This is a genomic window from Bacillus sp. AFS041924 (assembly GCF_002577195.1).
Taxonomy (GTDB): Bacteria; Bacillota; Bacilli; order Bacillales; family Bacillaceae_G; genus Gottfriedia.
In genome coordinates, this window is record NZ_NULG01000098.1 from 1 (window position 1) to 18,455 (window position 18,455).

The following is an 18,455-nucleotide window of genomic DNA, read 5'->3' on the forward strand; positions in this document are numbered from 1 at the left end:
ACTCCCTCCTACTCGATTTATTAATTCATAACGATACTTTCGCTTTTTAAAGTTATGAAAATCCCAGTCGAAAATAGGGAATGACAACAAATCCGTAAGACCTACTTTTTCCGGACTGTATTTACTTTCTCTAATTAATATAGATGCCATAGACCCACGAAGACCAATAAGGAACGAATATTCCGAAAGTGAAAAAGAGCACCCAAAAACGTAAAGGCATCCATCTATGATTGGTTATTGAGCTTCCTTTTGTTTCGTTTTTTATGATTTTGTTTCAAAATAAAATCAAACATCTCTTGATAACAGTATTCAGAAGAGGCTTGATCATAATAAGGAGTTGATTGATCCGTAAAGCCGTGAACTCCTTCCACTTGAATGATTTGTGTCATATTTTTTGTATTCAATTTATTTATGATAATGTCAGGATCAAATGATTTTTCTTTCATTGGAAAAAATAATAAGGTTTCACATTGAGGAATAACCTCTAAGTAGTCCCTAATTCGCGAACCATAAAATCCAATTACTCCATCAAATAACCTATTATATTTACTGCATAACCATGCGATTGTTGCACCTATACTAAAACCCAGAATATAGAAATTAGAACTACTTGATCGTAGTTCTTTCGCAAGGGTAATTATTTGATCAGCTGCAAACTCGAATCCAATCATATCAACAAAATGCCTATAAGCCTTGTTTTCATCTTCATAGCAAAAGTTCTCAGTTTTACCTAGTAAATTTGGACATATGACCGTAAAACCCGACTCTTTCAAATTGTTGCAAATATCTTTTATATGATTGTTAATTCCATAAATTTCGTGAATAACTAGAATAGTAGTATTTTGAACTTCGCAATTGTTCAATTTTTAATCATCCTTAACTTATTTTTTTAAATAGTTAATGGTGTTTTATGGTAAAATTGGTAATAATAACCTGCATAAATTATCACTACATATATTACATTAAAAATCAACTGTATATCCATGAGGATAAAGTATGAAGTTTTTTTGTTAATATCGCACTATACATGGAAGAAAGCTCCTAGGTCGCTTAGTCTACCAGTTGAACTATGATTCATTTTCGATGTTGACAGTAGCTTTAGTGTGTAATAGTATAGTAGTTAATTTTTAAATATTAAGTATTTTCGGATAATAGTTTTTGAACATTATATCCCTGATTTCGATAAGAAAGATTGATCAGTTGTTTTCATTAAAAGGCTGTAGCTATACATATAACTGTTTACTTAAAAATAGTTTGCTAGTTTAGGAGGAATAAAAATGAAAGCGGTTACTGAAGGTGCTTTATTATGGGAACCAACTAGTCGGCAAATTGAAAATGCTGGAGTTAGCCATTTTATGAATTGGCTCGAAAATGAAAAAAGACTATATTTTAATTCTCAAAGTGAACTATGGGAATGGTCAGTCGAGGAATTAGAATCTTTTTGGGAAAGTGTTTGGAAATATTGCAATGTAATTTCTCATGCACCATATGAACAAGTTTTGGAAGCACGAAAAATGCCAGGTGCGAAATGGTTTACTGGATCAAAAATTAATTATGCTGAACATGTATTTCGTAACAATAAAGGAAATCAACCTGCATTATTTTTTCAATCAGAAATCAATTTAAAAACTGAAATAAGTTGGCAAGAGCTTAAGGAAGAAACGGGCCAAGTTGCAAATTATTTAAGAAAATTAGGTGTTAAATCTGGGGATCGAGTGGTAGCATATATGCCAAATATCCCTGAAACTATTATTGCTTTCTTAGCATGCGCAAGTATCGGAGCAATTTGGTCAAGCTGTTCACCAGATTTTGGAACGAATAGTGTCATCGACCGATTTAAACAAATTGAACCGACTATTTTATTTGCTGTTGATGGATATTCATATAATGGTAAAGTTCAAAACAAGTTATCTAGCGTTGAAGAGCTTCAGTCTGAATTATCTACATTAAAGAAAACTATTTTAATACCATATATGAATTTTGATCATTACAAAATAGAAAACGAAATAATTTTTTGGAATGAATTATTAGTAGGAAGCAGTGAGCTTACGTATGAAAGTGTTTCATTTGATCATCCACTATGGATTTTATTTTCTTCAGGGACTACAGGGTTACCTAAACCAATTGTACAAAGTCAGGGCGGAATATTAATTGAACAACTAAAGACAATAGTGATTGAACAAGGAATTAATCATGATGATGTAATTTTTTGGTTCACTACTACAGGCTGGATGATGTGGAATCAATTAGTTGGAGGATTGTTATCGGGTAGTACGATTTTAGTGTACGATGGAAGTCCTTCTTATCCTAATTTAAATGTATTGTGGGATCTTGCAGAAGAAGTAGGTGTAACATTTTTTGGAACAAGTGCAGGCTTCTTAAGCGTGTGCGAGAAGTATGAAATAAAACCTAAAGAAAAAAATAGTTTTTCTAAATTAAAAGCTATTTGTTCGACTGGTTCACCATTATCAGTAGAAGGCTTTTCATGGGTATATGAAAATATAAGAGACGACATCTGGCTTGTTTCAACTAGTGGAGGTACCGATGTTTGTACTGCATTTGTTGGAGGGTCACCGATTCTTCCTGTTTATGCCGGAGAGATACAAGCCCGTTCATTAGGTGCGCATGTACAATCCTTTGATGATGAGGGGAATGCAATCATTAATGAAGTAGGTGAATTAGTCATAACAGCTCCGATGCCATCAATGCCGCTTTATTTCTGGGGAGACAAGAATAATGAACGATATCTTGAAAGCTATTTTGAAGTTTATCCAGGAATTTGGAGACATGGAGATTGGATTAAAATTGATGAAAAAGGTAGCTGTGTTATTTATGGACGGTCTGATTCAACGATCAATCGATTTGGAGTACGTCTAGGAACAAGTGAAATCTATCGAGTAGTTGAATCACTTGATGAAGTAATGGAAGGTTTTGTAATTGATTTGGAACTACTTGGTCGTCAATCATTTATGCCATTATTTGTTGTACTTAAACACGGGATTGCTCTGACGAATGAATTAAAGGAAAAAATTAAATCAGAAATAAAGCATAAGGTTTCTCCTCGTTTTGTCCCTAATGAAATTTATGAAGTAGAGCAAATTCCAAAAACATTGAGTGGAAAAAAATTAGAAGTTCCAATACGTAAAATATTATTAGGTTTTTCTCCTGAAAAAGTAGTTAACCAAGGTTCAATGACAAATCCAGATTCATTAAAGTTTTTTATCGAGTTGGCACAAGATTTAAATGAGCAAGCATGAAAATCGATTTTCTAAAGCGCTATCTTTTTTATGAGATGGCGTTTTATTTTTTTACTAAAATTATGCGATTTCATCATAATAGTTTTAGTATGTTGATTTTTGATTCTTTCAATCAATTTATGAGTGATACGTGAACTTATTTGCAGCTTTATTGATTTGGATTGCAGATTAACAAAAATTAATTGCAGTTAATGTTTTTTAATTGCAATTCCACAGACAGCCTATTATAAGAACGTCAATAACGATGTTCTCTATCTTCATTTAATATGAATTTTAAACAACAAAAACCCTTAATGTAGACGTTTTGGTACAATGCAACATCTACTTTAAAGGTAAAAAAATATATAAAGGGGGTTTTTAACAATTATTACTGCTGCAAGTGTTTTCAATTTGAATTAACACTCGTTGTTAATAACTTTTCCTTGATCAGTTAGTTTAACGAGTGCAGCATATCCGATACCTTTTTTTATAACTGTCGCCATACCTTCACTGACAAGTAAATTTAATGTTTTAAGTTCATCTTTGTTCAATTTTGTATAGCGATAATAACCATCGCCAATTTTGTGCATTAATTTGCCTTCTTTAGTCATTCCTAAAACAGTAGTCATGATGTTCCCTTCTTTCGAAAGTTGTTTGATTAATGTTTACATAATCATCGTATAACGTTAGTGGAAATTTGTCTGTGGATAATTTGTGAAAAGTTTAACAAATCTACTTGTAAGAAATTGGAAGAATAAACAGAATTTCGTATGCCATACTATTTTTGTGTCTAAAAAATGGAGGTATTGGTATGTCATTTCAAAATCGCGGTATCGGACATCCAGAACATCAAGATGATCCAAATAAATTACACATTGTCGCAGTGAGAAAAAATGGCGATGGTGATATTACAGATGTGAAATTTCAAAATGGTGAAATCGTTGGTATTGAGCAAGCCATTGCAATGGCAGAACTTGAACAAATTGAAGATGTAAACACAGGATTAACTCGTGGAGAAAATCCACATAAAACACTTCGTTCGTATCCTGACGGAGATCCTACGAATAACTTGAGTAATTTACCTACGTTTTAACAGTAAAGATGTATGGGTTTTCCCGTACATCTTTTTTGTGGAAATGAAAACCCTAGGCTAGGTCTAGAGTTCCAAAAAACTTACAGCGTGGTATTAAAAAAATTCCCCCGAGGTGCTAAACTATTTTTGGTTCGCCAACCAAAATAGCAGCATACGGAGGAATTTTTATGTCAAAAGACAGAATAATTTAGCACATACAACATGGAATTGTAAGTATCACATTGTATTCGCCGGAGAAGGATGTTTCATGATTTTCAGTTGATGGACAAAGCTTCAATTATAAGTAAGCAGGCAAACGCTAAAATTGCACAATTTATAAAACAACAATTAATAGATATCTGAATTAGAAAAACAGTTCAGACTATAAAGTAAAAAGTAAGGCCGATTATTGTGCCTTACTTTTTTATGAGGGAATTGAACTAATAAAATTTGAAATTTGATTTATATCTCTGTCCGTTAGTACTGGATCAATGGTAATTACAGGGTGGATGATTTCCTCTTCAAGCTGGAAATCAGAAATAATAAAATCTATTTTTAGTTCATTAATGCTTTCTGATTCAAGTTCAATTTGATAAGGATGAATAAAATCAACTTTATGACCAAGAGCTTCTTTTAATTTAGTTTCTACATATCGTTGAACGGCTGGTCCATTACTCGTTAGTAACAATACTTTTTTCTTTGAAAATGAGTAGTTAATTTTAGAAGATTGGACATTTAATGTAAGTTTCGCGATCCTATCTTTCGTCATAACTGGATATGAATATTTTTTGGCCCAAATTTGTAAAGCATTTTTTACTTTATTAAATAACTCAGGATAATGCTCTATTACGTACCGATCTAAAGAATATGATGGTTCCTTTTTATCGATTGAATTGATTAAAGAATATCTTTTATATTGATCTTGAAGGGTATAAAGAAATTCCTCGTCTTCATTTAATGGAAGGCCAGTCTTTTCCTCTAGTATCTCAACTAAGTGATAGAGTTTCTTGTAATTTGATGTGGTAGGATTTCGATATAATGAAGAAAATTCATTTTTGTCCATTTCGTCAAAAGCATAATAAGGAAGAGTTGAAATTAATAAGGTAAATGCAACTCGTTCATTTACATAGATATGTTGTTGATATAGTTCCTCTAATTTTTCACAAATTTCGTTAGCGATACTATAAAAATCGGAATGTAATATTTTCGTTATACTTTGTTCATTTAAGTCTAATTGAATCTTTTTATTGATTCGGTACAACATTGTTCCGAGCAAATACACGTAATTTTTAGTAGTTGAAGGATATAGGAATAATTTATATTTCTTTGTAGTTGAAACAACAATGTTTTTTATGTCCGTAAATGAAAATTCACTAATTGGCCAGTCTTCATTTGAATGGGAGTATAAAGCATCTAGAATATCGCTACATAATAATCGAATTTCAAATTCTCTTCCTACGATTTCAAGCGGACCTCGTTTTAATGTTAAATGATAAGAATTTAATAAATCTTCAACCCGATCAAGAATTGTATAAACAGCAGGTTGTTGTGTATAAAGAGCTTTTGCAAGCTCTGCTATGCTTTTAATTTGTTTGAATTGTATGAGCATAATAGCCTGAAATCTCAATGAATTTTTCACAAATATAGAGCGAATTTCATTAATTGATGAAGAAATTGGTTTATTTATATAGATTCCTTTACCCTTTATTGTTTCAATTTGCCAACCTTCAGGTAAGTTTGAATTAATTGTTTGTAAATCATTTCGAATTGTTTTTTCCGTACACAATAACTCGCTTGCTAATTCTTCAGTTTTAAACCACTTATCTTGTTTACTTAAAATATCAATTATTTGAAGTTTCCTCTTAGTTGATTTATCCATCGAAATCCCCACAAACTTTTTTCTTATTATTGCTTTTAAGTATAGTTCTTAATGCAGAAATAAATCTATCCGAGAAACATCTTATTTATATTTTGGCCAAATGTGAATTTTTTTTGAAACAAAGATATTTTTTTTACCTAAATCAAAGGTAAAAAACATCATGGGCAATCACTTTACTTCAACGATATAATGACAACGTTGAAACAAAAAAATAATTTTTTTAGGAGTAAAGTGAAATGAAATTTACTAAAATCGCACTTGTTAGTGTAATTGGAATGACATCATTAGTAGGTGCTACACACTCAACGTTTGCGGAGGTATCAACTGTCGGAAATTCGAAAGCAGCAATAACATTTCTAGCTGGATCAGGTCCAGTTACACCTGTCGATCCTACAAATCCAACCAAACCACTAGTTCCCTCAGGACCTACTGATCCAACAGATCCCCCTACAGGAAATGCTGGTTCATTAACACTAGATTATGTTTCATCAGTAGAGTTTGGGGCAAATGAGATTTCAAATAAAACAGAAGTTTATTCAGCTAAATCCAAAAAGCCATTTATCCAAGTTACAGATCGCCGAGGTACTGGGGAAGGTTGGTCTATAGTTGCTAAATCAAGTAAATTTACAAATGGAACAGTGGACACTTTACCAGGTGCAATCATTTCTTTTAAAAATGGTACGACTGTATCTTTGAGCACAGGGGGGTCACCAGTAATCAATAAAACAATCTCATTAAATACAGATGGAAGCATAGCATCAACAGTAGTAGCTGCATCAGCTGGTACCGGTTTTGGTACATGGGTAACTAGATGGCTTGGTCCAACTCCAGAAGAAAACGATGGAGCACTTAATGATAATGTCACTTTGACAATCCCAGCAGGTTCAGCAACGGTCGGTAATCATGAAGCAACAATTACATGGACATTAACGGATGCTCCTGGTTTATAGAACATAATCCATAATAAAGAACAGTGTATAAATAGAGACTTTATATTATTTGGGACTGCTTAGTACAGTGAAATTGATATAAAGTCTCTAAATTTAAAGGGGGAAATAGTAATGGCTATCAAATTTCAAAAAGTATTATTATTTTTTTCGGCAATATTGTTAACATTATCGTTCATCCCTTTTTCAGTAAAGGCTGAGAATACTATCGATTTTTCAGTAAGAGCAATCATTCCAACTAATCAAATCGATCATTTGAAATCTTACTTTGATTTAAAAATGAACCCTAGTCAAAAACAAGACCTTAAAATCGAAGTGTTTAACAATAGTAAAAAAGAAGAAACAATTGAAGCGAATATCACATTTGCTACAACAAACGACAATGGACTGATTGATTACTCAAAAACGAATAGTAAAGAAGCAGACAATAGCTTAAAGTATCCATTAACGGAACTTATTCATGAGCCTCGAAAAGAGGTTGTTATTCCTGCTGGTAAATCAAAGGTAGTTTCATTTTCAATAACAATGCCTAAAAGTGAATATGATGGTGTCATTTTAGGGGCTGTACACGTTAAGAAAAAGATGGATGGGTCTGAAAAAGATTCAACAAGCAAGAGTATTCAAATAAAGAATGAATACGCATACGTTGTTGGGATCAAATTGACTGAAAATATGAAGGTAGTCAATCCAGATTTACACTTGAACGCTATTAAACCAAAATTAGTAAATTATCATACTGCAATTGCGGCTACTATTCAAAATAGTGAATCCTCCATTGTGAAAGATATGAGTATAGATGCCCAAATCTTTAAAAAAGGATCAAATGACATCCTATATAGTTCAAAAAAATCTGATATGAGCATGGCACCTAACTCAAATTTTGATTATGCAATTGATTTAAATAATAATCCAATCGAGCCTGGAACATATCGATTAAAGATGAAAGCGATCATAGGAGCTCAAGTTTGGGAATGGGACGAATTATTTACAATTGGAAAAGAAGCAAAAGAATTGAATAATAAAGCAGTTGAATTAAAACAAAATTATAATTGGATGTATTTAGTGAGTGGTTTATTGCTTTTGATTGGATTTATAAGTTTTATTTTTTTCAAAAAAAGAAAGAAAAGTACAATTGATAAATAATAAAAGTTTGAAAGGGTGAAAAGTAATGGTCCGTTGCCTAAAGAAACTAATCTTAGTCATTTCTATAACAGTTATATTATCTAATCAATTTAGCCTAATTACGCTTGCTGAAGACAACGGAAATGACACGCCTGTCATTACTTCAAATGAGTTAACAATAAATGATGCTCAAACTCCTACTGATGAATCTTCTGATCAAAGCACTTCAAGTCAATCAGAAACACGGGCTTTTGCGGTAGATGTTTCTAGTTTTGCTCAATTTAGAGATGCAATTCGGAACGTAAATATTTCAGAAATAAATATTGTGAAGGATATTACAGATGCTCCTGAAGGCCATGAAATTCTAGTACCAGGACATGATATTAAAATTTACGGAAATAATTATAAAATTGATTTAAATAAAAGTTGGATTCGCCTTCAAAATATTACGAATGCAACTCAATATAAATTTTCTGTAGAAGATGCTACCTTAATTAATAAAACAGCATTTGCTTTTGTTCAAACACATTTCAACGATTATAGGAGTGAATATTGGTCACTCTCTTTTAAAAACATTACGACGAATCCTGAAATGGTCCGATTAGCTGCTGCTTCAAGAAGTAATTTTACATTCGATGGAACGAATAAAATTTATACGAGAGCAGAAAATGTTTACACTGGTGGTATGACATTTTTACCAAACTCCACTTACGAGGGCTTTATTAGTTATTTCGATTATTCGATCATTTGGTTTCAAGATCGAGTGAGTTCAACTGGAATAACTAGTCATCAATTTAATGTAAAAGAAAATGCTAGAGTTATATTAAGAGGTACAACAAATGGTGCCACTTACCCTGGGATCTTTCAATATTATGATTCGATTAATATTGCACCTGGTGGAGTGTTAGATGTCGAAAAACAAGGCGTATCAGTTGCATTTCATCAAGATAATTCTTCTTTAAACATTGAAAAAGGAGCGACATTTAAAGCTTCAACTTTAAGTACTGGAACAAATGTCATCGGAATCGATGCAAGACGTGTAGCTAAAGATATATTAATCAATGTGAAGGAAGGATCGAACTTTTTTGTAGTAGGTAATAGCACCTCTCCGATTGTAAATTTAGCAACTACTGGATCAAAATTATTATTATCGAAACCAGCTAATTACGATATTCGAAATAACAATAATTTATCTAGTAATAACGGCTACGCAGTACAACTCGGAACAGGAGCAACTTTTGAAATAGTCAATTCAAAAGTAAATACTTGGACAAAAGGAATGGATTTGGATGGTACATCTGCATATAGCTGGGACAATGCAAGCTTAATTACTAATTCAAGTGGTATACCAATATATGCTAGTAATGCTACAATTCAATCAAACTACAATGGGAAAACTTTTTCTAGAATTTCAGGAACAAATATGAATCCGATGATCATGTTAAATGAACTGACAAATGCAGATATGAAGATATCGGGTAAAATAACTGTGGATGGTATTACAGCATGGGATAAACAAGCTGTCTTGAAAATCTCGAATAATGAAGATGATCAAACATGGAATGCTACAACGAATCAAAATGGTGAATTTGGTATTAACTTAGAAAAATTCTATAAAGAGAATACTGTATTTACAGCTGTATTACTTAAGGATGATGCTCCAATTGAAGGTACTCAAACTTTAGTCACAGTCAAAGACGTTACTCCACCTACTCCTGTAACAATAAATGAACCAGTTACCGTTAATAGTCAAAAAATAACAGGGTTAAGTGATGAACCGGGTTCAAAAGTAACTGCTACACTGAATGGTCTGGTGTTAGTATTATTTGAAGAAATAAACGTAGATCAAGAAGGAAAGTGGGAAATTCCTTTAAATAGTTCACTTGAAGAAGGGGATATTATACAAGTCTTCTTAACAGATAATAATCATAATAAGAATCCAGAATCCGATACTGTTTATCATGATGCTACATTTAAAGAGGCAACAAAAACTAAAATTGTAAAGCAAGAAAGCCCGATTTTAAAATTTGATAAAATCCCAAAATCGATTAATTTTAAAACGACTTCAATTTCTAGTTCGGAAACTTATGTATTAAGAAATGATACTAGTTTAGGATTGTCGGTATTTGATTCAAGAGGAACTGGAAGTGAATGGACTATTAGAGCATCGATTGACGAACCGCTAACATCTACAACAAATCCCGATCATAAAATGATAGATGCTTTAGTTTTTGTAGATCGTTTAGGCAATTCAACACCTTTAAATAATAATGAGCTTTTAATTTTTCAACAGACGACTCAGAATGATCCAATTACTCATGTAAATTGGGCTGATGATAGAGGAATATTAGTAAAAACAGACTTTGGTGATGTATATTCAGAGAGCTACTCAACGACAATAAACTGGACACTTTCAGATGCTCCATAAAACTCTATATTTTATATCAACCACTCTTAAAAAGTGGTTTTTTATTTTGTGATTCAGGAAATTACTATATGAAACTAAAACAATTAGTATATAAGAAAAATAAAAAAGGCTTATTTCTTCACTTGAAATTTGCCTTTTCTTATTAAAATGATGTTATTTGAAATCTTAAAAAATTGATAAATTGTTTTTCAATCTTTGATAAAATCTTCTTTTTTGAAGTGATCACGCCAAGAGTTGAGTTTACTGGTTCGTAATTTACGATATCGACTTCAACGAGTTCACCGTTTATTAGATATGGATGATTTTTTAAAGAAAAATTTGGTCCCAAAGTGATTGCACTACCATTTAATATAGCTCGTAATAATTCCTCTGTATGATTGGAGGAAAATAAAATAGTTAATTCTCCAATGTTACGTTGGAAGTTACTTGTAAACCATCGTATATAATCTCCGTTATACAGTACAAATTTTTGCTGAAGTAATTCTTCAGGCGTTATTTTTTTCGAAATAGCAAAAGGCGAGTCTTTTTTTACATAGACTTTCATCTTACCGTCTTCTAATACTTCACAATTAAAATCGTCTAACTCTTTTGATATCCCTTCGTAAAAACAGATAATCCCAATATCTGCTTGATTTTTTTTTACAATTTCAATTGTACGCTCAGTAGTGCTTTCTAAAATGTCAATATGCAAATTTGAGTGTTGGTCCTTAAATTCTACTAATGGTGTTAATAGGTAATTAACAAATGCAGGCACCATTGAAACTCTAAGTTCACTAATTTGAGTATCTAAACTTTTCTGGGCTATTTCTTTTATCTCTGTGTATTTTAGGAGGATTTCTTGTGATTTTTCCACAATTTTCGCCCCATCTACTGTTAAACTAGCGCCTAATCTAGAGCGGTTGAAGATTTTGATTCCAAGTTCTTCCTCTATTTTAGTGATTGCTTGACTTATACCGGACTGACTTACATGCAGATTTTCTGCAGTGATTGAAATCGACCCTGTTTTCGCCACTTCTACTAAAATCTCTAGTTTTTCTATATGCATTAACTTGACCACCTTTATCCTTTCATACACGAATAGAACTTTTCTAATATAGAAATTTTGTTTCTTATTTATACTTCACAAATCGTGAAGTTATATTTAAAAAATGTAAATTTACTTAATCATTTTACAATTATAGAATTGGTTTTAATAAATAGTATTCTTCTAAATTTTCAATTGAGTACATGTGATTTGCAAAATTAATATGTACTAATGTTGAATCAATTCATTCGATTTATCAAGCGCTTTCTTACAATTTAGAAAAATTTCTCACTAAACAATATTTTATTGTTCAATTTAAACGTTGTCTTAACTAAGGAGGCAAAACATGTTAGTAGGGGAAATCATCAAATATTATCGAGAGAAAAAAGGGATCAGTCAATCTAAATTGGGTGAAGGTATTTGTGGTAAAGCGTATATTAGTAGGTTTGAAAGTGGAAAAGTTACATTATCACCTGAAATTATATACAAATTAGCCAATAAATTAGAAATTGATATAAATAAAGAAATAGAATCTTTATATCTTATTGAAAAGCACTTATATGATTGGAATCAGGCAATCGTTATGCAAAGAACAGTGCAGATTGAAGGAATAAAATTGGAATTAGATCAAAATCCGTTTATTATGGCCTCTAAACATGCGGCAAACTATATGCTGTTAACTGGGAGATATTATCTTCACAAAAATATGTTTAAAGAAGCCAAAAATATCATCGAATACGTAGAAAAAGAGTTTCAAGCATTATCTAGTTATGAAAAAAATCTTCTTCTCCACATTAAAGGAATGTATTGTATTAGTACGTTTAGAACGATAGAGAGTGAAGAATGTCAAACGGCTGTGAGCCTTTTAAAACAAATTAACATAGCTGATTATAACAACGAAGAGTACTACTATCACTTAGCTATAGCATATCACCATGCAAGGGCAAAGGTATCCGCATTTACATATGCCAAGAAGGCACTTCAATTCTTTAATAGATCCTATAATCATGTGAGTGCTATGAATGCTCAAATCTTAATGCTAATGCAATTCGATAGTGAAAGAGATATTGAATTTTTAGAGTTAGTCGAAAACTATAAGAATTTAATTCATAATTGTACGATTTTAGGTGCTCAAGAAAGTAAAATAAATATTTTATATAATCTTGGAAAAGAGTTCTATAAAAGAGGTAAATATGATCAAGCTGTTAAATATTTTGAAGAAGCATTTTTACTAACTGATAAATCGTCAATAAAGTATTTAAGACGATTGTTCCATTTTACAGAGGCATGTTTAGATGGAAAGTTATTAAAAAAAGAACATATTCTAGAAAAAATAGAAACTGGTACGAAATTAGCTAAAAAGGCATGCCCACTCTATTTTAATCTTTATAAACTCTTAGCATTGAAATGTAAAAAAGATCAAGGTCAGTATTATCAATTTTTAGCTGATATAGTGATCCCGCAGCTTATTGCAACAAATAATACTTCATTTTTCGAGCAATATGGAAGAATCTTATATAATTACTATATCGAGCAAAAAAAATATGAAAAGGCTATTGAAGTAGATCAAAACTTCAAATTGATGCATAAAGCTTTAATTTAAAAGTCTATAGATAACGAGTACTCGTTATTTATAGACTTTTTTATTTGAAGAGAATGATATTTCTTTTAAAATATCAAAATTTAGAACAAATGTTTATAAACTTTAGTCGAGAAATTTGTCGAACTTTGCTCTGGTTATTCTATAATCCCTTTGATATAGGTTCTCTATAACCCGATTGATTAAAGATTGAAAATTCTCAATAATAGGGTTGAATAAACAGACAAATTGTTTGTGTATTTTTTGGGAAATAATCCATATTTTTGTCAAAGTAAGAATATTTTTGTACTTCAATGTAGAAATCTACCTTGTCGTAAATTGTCTGGAGGAAGAGAAATGGGGAAAAAGGCAGAGAAAAAGTTTTTAAAAAGCTTTACCGTTTTAGCTTTAACGTCGAGTTTTATTTTGGGCTCACTTGGACAAGTAACCAATAATACTAAAGCAGCAAGTCCAAGGAATGTGGAAGATATTCTAGCGAATTTATCTTCAGAGCAAAGAGCAGCACTTGAACAACTTTCGACTAATGAAGAATCAGGTCTTAAAATTTCTTCAGATATTAATTTAAACTCTACTGACCAAACTAGTGTCATTGTAGAGTTTGCAAATAAACCTGCAAAAGTTGCTCAAATTGAAGCGAGTGTTGAGGGGAAATCATTAACTGCATCAGAGGCAGCAAACTTAGTCGATCAAGATCATGAGACATTTGCTAAAGATATTGGTCAAGTATTAGAAAGTGGAAAAACGAAAAAAGTAGATTATACGATTAATCGTTCATATAAAAATGCCTTTAATGGTGTTTCAATGAGACTACCAGCAAACCAAATTAAAAACCTATTAAAATCAAAAGCTGTAAAAACAGTTTGGAGTAACGAATCATTTTCAATTGATCCTCCTAAGGAAAACGATCAATTAAAAGCAGACGAAGTAAATGTTGGAAACTATACACCTTATGACGCTTTAGATCGATTACATGCAGAAGGCTTGACCGGTAAAGGAATTAAAATAGGGATCTTAGATACAGGGATTGACTATAACCACCCAGATTTGAAAGATGCATATAAAGGTGGATATGATTTTGTAAACAATGATAATGATCCAATGGAGACAACGTATGCAGATTGGAAAAAATCTGGCCAAGCAGAAATTGTGAGTGGCAGTGCGTACTATACTGAGCATGGAACACATGTAGCGGGAATCATTGGCGGTCGTGGGAAAGCGAATAGTGAATATAAAACTGTTGGTGCGGCACCAGAGTCAGATATTTATTCTTACAAAGTACTTGGTCCATATGGTGGTGGAACAACTGATGCAATTCTTGCCGGGATTGACAGAGCTGTAAAAGACGGTATGAATGTTATTAATATGTCATTAGGTGCAACGTTAAATGATCCATTATATGCGACTTCAATTGCGGTAAACAATGCAGTATTAAGTGGAGTAACGACAGTTATTGCAGCGGGTAATAGCGGGGATAAAATGTACACGGTTGGTTCACCTGGTACAGCAGCATTAGCTTTAACAGTTGGTGCATCATCTATTGCACTTGATATCTATCAATACGCAGGTGTACAAGAAGGTAAAAATTATTCATTAAGACAATTAGCAAGAAATTATAAAGATGACTTAACAACATTAAAAGGACAAACATATCAACTTGTTGATGTAGGCCTAGCTAATCCAGCAGATTTTAATGGAAAGGATTTAAACGGTAAGATTGCGTTCATTAAACGTGGTTCAATTGCATTCATTGACAAAATCAAAAATGCAAAAGCAAAAGGCGCAGCTGGCGTGTTAATGTATAACGATGAAGCGAATAAAGCAGAAGGTGCAATTCAATCATTCCTTGGTGAATCAGTCGATGCGATTCCTGCATTCTCTGTTTCAAATGATGAAGGTAATACAATCTTAGCAGCAATTAAAGCTGGTAAAACTGACTTCACATTCGGTGATTTCACAAAACTAAAAACTGCTTCTGATGAATTAGCGTCATTCAGTTCTAGAGGGCCATCTCGAGTGAATTACGATATTAAACCTGAAGTAACAGCACCTGGCGTCTCAATTCTTTCAACAGTACCATTTTATGTAAACGATAAAACCGTTGATGGATCAAAACCAGAAGACTATAAATATGCATATGAAAGATTATCTGGAACTTCAATGGCAACACCTTATGTAGCTGGTGTATCTGCTTTATTACTTCAATCAAATAAAGATTTAAAACCAGAAGATATCAAATCAATCCTAATGAACACAGCAGACCCACTTTCAAAAGCATATAGTGTATTTGAAGCAGGAAGTGGCCGAGTAGATGCTTATGAAGCAATTCACTCAAATGTAGAATTAGAGGTAGTAGACAAGACACCTACGATTATTAATGGACAGCAAAAATCAATTCAAGAATTAACTGGTGGAATGAGCTTTGGTTCATTTGGATTTGATGATCAAGATATCGCTGATTCACGTACTGTTACATTAAAGAACCGTAGTGAGAAAGCAAAAACATTTAGTGTAGATGTGAAATTCCAAACTGGATTAAGAGGATCTTTAGATGCAGCTAAAAACAATGTAACGCTAACAGGCCCTACATCTGTAAAATTAAATGGAATTGGTCAAAAATCAATCAAATTTAACTTAAACATTCCAAAAACAGCAGATAAAGGAACATATGAAGGATTTATCACTTTTACGAATACTAAAGATTCAACTGAAACCTATCAAATTCCATTTGGTGGACGTGTAATAAATGAAGGCATTGATTCAGTTGACGCCTTACCGATGTTTTCAATGGATACAGCATGGCCGGAAAATGCATGGCCTTTCGAATCATTTACATTCTCATTAAAATCACATATGAAAACATTGGATGTTATTTTACAAGATGCGATTACAGGTGAAGACCTAGGATTATTAGGATCATTAAGTCCAATATTATTGAATGAAAACCAAACTTACTATGTTACAAAAGGATTTACAGGAACCTATTATCCATTTACTGGTGACACAAAGAATCCGGTTAGCTATCAACCAGAATTTGCACAACCAGGACGATATAAAATAAAGATGGTTGGAACAAATGAACAAGGTAAAACATTTACAAAATCTTCTGAGTTCATTTATGATCAAGGTGCACCAACTATGACTTCTAGCTTTGATTCATTAGATCAAAAAGTAATTGAAACGAATGATAGTCAATTTGATTCAAATGGACAATTCTTATATGATTTTAACATTAACTTAAATGATCCTGAAACAGAGGAAGCAAATAAACTAGGCTTCCCAGTTAATCAATCAAACAATTCAGTAGTTACATTTTTTAATAGTCCATGGCCAAAAGCACCAATTTATACAGATAAAAATGGAAATTACACTGATAAACTTGTCGTTAGAAAACAAGCTGCACCTTTACAAGTACAGTTTTATGGAATGGATTATGCAAGAAACACTATAGGAAATGCTTTTAATATGTTAAGAGTTGTTTTTGTGGATCACAATTTACCTTACTACTATTTAAAGGCAAATAAACAAATCGTATCAAATGGAGACACAGTAAATTATAGTGTTCGTTCAAATAATGTTATAAACTTAAAAACATCTAAAATTACAATACCAGTTGATTCTAACATTGCTTCAATTGAGAATGTAGTAGTAAGTGATGCAGTTAAGCAGTATGGTGATGCGCAAGTTTCTGTAGCTGATGTTCAAACAAGTCCGTCTAATACGAACTATACATTTACATTTACTTATTTAGGGGATAAAGCATTACCAGAAGACTTACAATTATTTAATTTCGACCTTAAAACGGCTAAAAAGTTTACGGATGGACTTTATGGAGGATCTGCTTTTGGATGGAATTTAATTACAGCATCTTCGACCGACCAATCAAATGTAGTAACTAATAATGTCTACTCATACATGGAAAGTATCAAATATAAACTAACGTATTCAAGATTAGATGGGACAGTACAAGTTGAAGGGGCAAAAGATTCCTCAGGTCAACCTATTTACGCAATGGATCTAAGTAAAGTTGGAGCAAATGTAACGGTTACCTCTTATGACGGCAAAACAACTGCTACTCCGTCAAGTTTAAACAAGAGTGGTCAATATATCATTGAAGGCCTAAAAGCTGACGTAACTCCTTATACGCTAAAAGTGGATGTGCCAGGTCATTTCACTATGAACAAACAAGTTGTACTATCCAATAATGTACGTGGTGAAATAGTTGGAAAAAGATTGGCGTTTAATTTACCAACTGCAGCAGCAGGAGATGTAAACAAAGATAATGTCATCGATATTCTAGATGCATTAGCAGTACAAACATATTGGGGTACAAATAAAGCAACTGCCGATTTTAATTTTGATAAAGTAGTAGATAAAAAGGATATGGATTATATTGTTGAAAACTTTGGATTGAAAAACCCAACTGTATCCAATACACCAAAAGCGAAAACTGCTTATAAAGGCGTTACGTTAGGTGATGTATTAAGTCAGTTAGGATTACAATAATCATAGAAAAAGAGAAGTCGTTTATCGACTTCTCTTTTTCTATGTGTCCCAAGCATAAACACAATCTATAAGGTGCAAGTCCTGAACTAAGAAAGATAATAGAAAGGGTTAGGTTAAGATAAGGGTGTCTGTGGTGATGCAGAAACTGAAGGAAGTCGGCGGCAAATTTCCAACATTGCCGAAAAGATGAGAGCAATGATAATGGATATAATGGTCGAATTAAATTTTAGGTCAAAAACTGTTGAAGATTATTAAGTATTTTATGAAAAGATATTCAAAAGTATATAAGAAATTCCATGGGATTTTTATAATATAAGAATTTCTTATTTAGTTATCAATATTTCGAATTTCATTAGAATATTCTGATTATGTATACTGTATATAACAAATGGGGAAGGAGTTCGAATAGGGTCGAAATTTGATAAATTATCCGTATCTAGAGCACATCTTGTAATAGGACCTGATCGAATTCTATCAAAATATTATATTTTGTTTTCGGGATAACTGGATAAATGGGGAAGAAGTATTTAAAGAAAAAAATAGTGAAAAATGCGGTAAGGTTGACCTAATTCAAAGAAGGGGCAATATTTTAAGTAAACCTTACAGTGTGTTTGAAGTCGGTGCGGGAGTAGCTGATCTATACA

General features: G+C 32.2%; 11 protein-coding genes. 7 read left to right on the forward strand and 4 right to left on the reverse strand.

What is annotated here, in order from left to right; all coding sequences use genetic code 11:
- Nucleotides 1-224: 224 nt before the first annotated feature.
- Entirely contained in the window at nucleotides 225-863 is a 639-nt protein-coding gene (locus COC46_RS17060; RefSeq protein ID WP_098811121.1) for a dienelactone hydrolase family protein, read from the reverse strand.
- Nucleotides 864-1,277: 414 nt separating this feature from the next.
- On the opposite strand from COC46_RS17060, the gene COC46_RS17065 reads away from it, so the two are divergent.
- On the forward strand, nucleotides 1,278-3,257 hold the full coding sequence (locus COC46_RS17065) for an acetoacetate--CoA ligase (protein ID WP_098811122.1): 1,980 nt from the start codon (nucleotides 1,278-1,280) through the stop codon (nucleotides 3,255-3,257).
- Between the two features lie 395 nt (nucleotides 3,258-3,652).
- Here the strand turns inward: COC46_RS17065 and COC46_RS17070 are convergent, their stop codons facing one another.
- Nucleotides 3,653-3,865, reverse strand: coding sequence for a hypothetical protein (locus COC46_RS17070; protein ID WP_098811123.1), 213 nt, complete (start codon nucleotides 3,863-3,865; stop codon nucleotides 3,653-3,655).
- Nucleotides 3,866-4,047: 182 nt separating this feature from the next.
- Here COC46_RS17070 and COC46_RS17075 point away from each other — a divergent pair, with 182 nt between their 5' ends.
- Nucleotides 4,048-4,329, forward strand: coding sequence for a DUF3892 domain-containing protein (locus tag COC46_RS17075; protein ID WP_056471613.1), 282 nt, complete (start codon nucleotides 4,048-4,050; stop codon nucleotides 4,327-4,329).
- Nucleotides 4,330-4,732: 403 nt separating this feature from the next.
- On the opposite strand, the gene COC46_RS17080 is transcribed toward COC46_RS17075, so the two are convergent.
- Complete coding sequence (locus tag COC46_RS17080) at nucleotides 4,733-6,187, reverse strand: BglG family transcription antiterminator (protein WP_098811124.1); 1,455 nt, start codon at nucleotides 6,185-6,187, stop codon at nucleotides 4,733-4,735.
- Between the two features lie 236 nt (nucleotides 6,188-6,423).
- On the opposite strand from COC46_RS17080, the gene COC46_RS17085 reads away from it, so the two are divergent.
- From COC46_RS17085 to COC46_RS17095, 3 genes are all read left to right on the forward strand, one after another.
- Nucleotides 6,424-7,137 carry a WxL domain-containing protein gene (locus COC46_RS17085; RefSeq protein ID WP_098811125.1) on the forward strand — a complete coding sequence of 238 codons (714 nt, stop codon included), beginning with the start codon at nucleotides 6,424-6,426 and terminating at the stop codon, nucleotides 7,135-7,137.
- A gap of 111 nt (nucleotides 7,138-7,248) precedes the next feature.
- Nucleotides 7,249-8,277: a WxLIP family cell surface protein gene (locus tag COC46_RS17090; RefSeq protein WP_098811126.1), complete on the forward strand. Its 1,029-nt coding sequence runs from the start codon at nucleotides 7,249-7,251 to the stop codon at nucleotides 8,275-8,277.
- Nucleotides 8,278-8,302: 25 nt separating this feature from the next.
- The gene (locus COC46_RS17095; RefSeq protein WP_098811127.1) at nucleotides 8,303-10,684 is read left to right on the forward strand and encodes a pectate lyase-like adhesive domain-containing protein; all 2,382 of its coding nucleotides are present in this window, start codon (nucleotides 8,303-8,305) and stop codon (nucleotides 10,682-10,684) included.
- 142 nt (nucleotides 10,685-10,826) lie between these two features.
- Here COC46_RS17095 and COC46_RS17100 read toward each other — a convergent pair whose 3' ends face one another.
- Nucleotides 10,827-11,729, reverse strand: coding sequence for a LysR family transcriptional regulator (locus tag COC46_RS17100; RefSeq protein ID WP_098811128.1), 903 nt, complete (start codon nucleotides 11,727-11,729; stop codon nucleotides 10,827-10,829).
- 325 nt (nucleotides 11,730-12,054) lie between these two features.
- On the opposite strand from COC46_RS17100, the gene COC46_RS17105 reads away from it, so the two are divergent.
- The gene (locus COC46_RS17105) at nucleotides 12,055-13,311 is read left to right on the forward strand and encodes a helix-turn-helix domain-containing protein (protein WP_098811129.1); all 1,257 of its coding nucleotides are present in this window, start codon (nucleotides 12,055-12,057) and stop codon (nucleotides 13,309-13,311) included.
- A gap of 333 nt (nucleotides 13,312-13,644) precedes the next feature.
- Nucleotides 13,645-17,811, forward strand: a complete 4,167-nt coding sequence (locus COC46_RS17110; protein ID WP_098811130.1) for a S8 family serine peptidase — start codon at nucleotides 13,645-13,647, stop codon at nucleotides 17,809-17,811.
- Nucleotides 17,812-18,455 lie beyond the last annotated feature (644 nt).